The following is a 3,263-nucleotide window of genomic DNA, read 5'->3' on the forward strand; positions in this document are numbered from 1 at the left end:
ATCGTAAGTACTCCATCTGCGATGTCTTGTGAAAATTATCCTGTCTGGCAACAATCGCGTCCATCTGTATTAATGGACTCGAACGATGAACTCTCAAACAACACTAGATATCATCGGCTTTCGCACTTATTTGCCAGACTCATTACGTCTCAGATTCGACGAGCAATTATCTGTCCGGGCTATCGCACAGCAGTTAAGACTCAGTTATTCCCCCATTCACAATCTCTTTCAACGAATTAACGCCTCAGGTATTGTCTGACCATGACCCGAGTCCCTTTCATTCGCCCAACCGATACCATACTTTATGCCAACAGAAAGAATGAATGAACCGCGCCTAAAATCAGCGAGGACACATGGCACAAAGTGCGACATGTCTCACATTTAACCCCAGTGGGGGCAACAAGTATAAAACCGTTTTTTGATTAAGTGGTCGGATATGAAAAGGGGAAAGTTTATGTGAAAAATACCTGTGTTTTCTTTGAAAACACACAACAGTATCAGGTTATTTATGTTTATACAGTGCGTTCCAAACTGACCTGAATAATTACGCAAGTTGCAACAATAAAAACATTTTTGCCGTAGTGTGAGGAACTCCGGTAAATTGCTTTCCAAGTGCAGACAATGACTAACGAAGAACTACAGGCAATCGCATTATCCATGCTTGAGCACCAGCGCGAAAAAGTACACCAGCAACGAGAGTCTTTGCTTAACCCATCTCCATTCACCAGGCCAAAACGATTGGAGCTTGAAGCATTCTTGGACAAATACCTACGGCGGCTTAAATCAGGCAAAACCAGACCACCAGGCTGATAGCTCACAGTTTGTTCTCCTATTCAATAAAACGGATAAGAACCATCAGCGCGGTAGCGTAAGGCACTACAGCGCATTGCTTTACGAGTAATAACAATGGATTTATCACCAGAAGACGCAAAGTTTTTACGAGAACTGCAACACCGTATGCTCAGAGAAGCCATTATCGAACAGCAAACGGGCATGAGCGCCATAGACCCATTGCGATACAAACGGGTCTCATCTCCTTTGGTTGACGACAATTCCAATGCGGATAAAATACGTCCACCACACTGATTACATTTCTCATTAGCACAGTGGTGTGATGCAGCATACGAGGAAAACCGGATGAATGAGAACAGAATAAAAAGGCTGGAGCAACTGTTACAGGCACGCCAACGGGAGTTTGCCACTAAATGGGGACGTGCCGCGCTGCCACATGAACGCCTAATCTATTTTCCACTTGAAGACCTCATTAAAAATAATGGCAAAAAATCAGGCCTGATAAGAAACACTTCTTAGAATGCAATGAAGACAAATAACAACAATCTGCATATTGCCACCAACCACAGATGTGGCATCGTTATCAGCGCGCTTGATTTTCTTTATATCCACTGACGAGCTTACCGGGGCACCTTTGTTTGCCGGTCATTCTGGTATCATGCAGATATTTACGGCGTACAAGCCCACTAGCATGACATTGTAATAAGGCCTGAGCCTAACGCTTTAATGTGTGTCATACACTCAGTGGCGTAATCGTTGACAATATGGTGCATGTAATCGTAAGCGTCCAGCGAAATCCATCTGGTCATAATCTGAAGCATCCGACAAAGTGGTGTCCACCAAATAAGTGATCTGCGCCCAATATCCTGAGCCGGAACTTTGACGAAGGCCAACGAAAAATGGGGGCGGATGTTACAGAGTTCTCGGTACAGGGGAAAAGTGGTACCTGTCGCAGTTCTCCGATCTGTTTAACCGGGAAATTATCTCCTACAGCTTGTCAGAAAGGTCGGTGATGGAGCATCGTTAATACGATGCTATACGATGCTATACGATGCATTCACAGTGCCCGGCCAGAGGATGCCCCGTCGTCGCTGCATACGGATCAGGGTTGGCAATATCGAATCGCAGGCTATAGGCAAAGTTAAAGCCCCATGGAGTAGCACAAAATATGCCGCACAAAGGAAACGGTCTGAATAACGCAGTGATGGAGAACTTCTTCAGCACACTGCTAAAACGCATAGTGATCGAGCGCTGATTCTGGCGAACAACTGAACTAATACATCAGAATCTGCATTATGTTAAATAAATATGAAAAGATGGTTTAAATACCCCGTTACTTTTGACTTACACTATACGGTATCGCATCGTTTAATATTCGCACCGGCCAGATTTTTATTTCTATTAGTTGTCACAATACTGAATGCGTACGACCACAGTATTCCGGCTCCTGTGTGGTCATGCTTTAATTCTGCGTTCCGGGCAGATAAGCAGTTGCTTGCAGGAATCCTTCTTGTGTTAATGTCAGTTCCCCTTTTTACCAGTGCTGATTTCCACATTCCGTCCAACAGAGCTTATAGCCTTTCCCTGGATTATAGCATTGTCCGGCTGAAGTTCTTTTTGAATAATAATAGAAGCACTGCTGGCAGATCCAGTCCGTTTTTCATAACCCACTGTACTGATAACCATAATCTAATCAGTAGAAATTGAGTCGAAAATAAGCACTACTCCATACAGGATAATTAGAGGTCAGTTTGATTATTCACAATTCATCATCAGCATTTTCTGTTTCTGACGAAATCAACATGAAAAGAACCATATATGATAATTATTATAATAACGGCTTTAATTGGAATACATATATTACAACGTATTATATATAATTGGTATTCTGGGAACTATATTCTCAAAATACAGTAGAAACGAGGTATGTTTCTGGTGGAAAGGACAGTGGGATTAAAAAGTAAGAATTGACAAAAAAACGCCAGCAACACATAGTGCCGGCGGAGGGAATACCCCATGGAGAAAATGTGATGCCTAGAGCATCATGAATATATAATTAAAAATAGTTAGCGTTGTCAATACTTTCACAAAAATAATTTTCGTAGTTTCGTAGTTTCGTAGTTTCGTAGTTTCGTAGTATAGAAAGATATTTTTATGCATGACCTACCTGAATTTGCTCCGGGTAGAGGTTATAAATAAAAATTGAATCACGACAAACACAATATTCATAGTATGGCGATGCCTGCGACAGCAAGAATAGCGCCAATAATGTTGGGAATATAATAGACACTAGACGCACAGGCATCTCACCTCTTAACAAATAATAATCAGGATATTTACTTTTACCTCGCCAAGCATTTACACCTAAAGCACACACGATTAACCGCGCAATAACAAATGGCAATATCCATAGCCATACGACTTTACCTTGTAATGTTCGGTATTTCTTTATAATTATTCTGGGAAATCTA

Annotated in this window: 5 pseudogenes; 3 read left to right on the forward strand and 2 right to left on the reverse strand. The window is 41.8% G+C overall.

Annotated features, from left to right (window positions below):
• Positions 1-85: 85 nt before the first annotated feature.
• From E0D98_RS28085 to E0D98_RS28090, 3 pseudogenes are all read left to right on the forward strand, one after another.
• Positions 86-324, forward strand: a pseudogene (locus E0D98_RS28085) (IS66 family insertion sequence element accessory protein TnpB); the annotation flags it as partial.
• Positions 325-1,137: 813 nt separating this feature from the next.
• Positions 1,138-1,331, forward strand: a pseudogene (locus E0D98_RS22650) (hypothetical protein).
• 312 nt (positions 1,332-1,643) lie between these two features.
• Positions 1,644-2,020, forward strand: a pseudogene (locus E0D98_RS28090) (DDE-type integrase/transposase/recombinase); the annotation flags it as partial.
• A gap of 121 nt (positions 2,021-2,141) precedes the next feature.
• Here E0D98_RS28090 and E0D98_RS22655 read toward each other — a convergent pair.
• Both E0D98_RS22655 and E0D98_RS28095 read right to left on the reverse strand, forming a co-directional pair.
• Positions 2,142-2,478: pseudogene (locus E0D98_RS22655) on the reverse strand (hypothetical protein).
• Positions 2,479-3,145: 667 nt separating this feature from the next.
• Positions 3,146-3,263 (reverse strand): annotated as a pseudogene (locus tag E0D98_RS28095) (hypothetical protein); the annotation flags it as partial.

Source organism: Escherichia sp. KCJ4928 (assembly GCF_004352695.1).
Taxonomy (GTDB): domain Bacteria; phylum Pseudomonadota; class Gammaproteobacteria; order Enterobacterales; family Enterobacteriaceae; genus ECMA0423.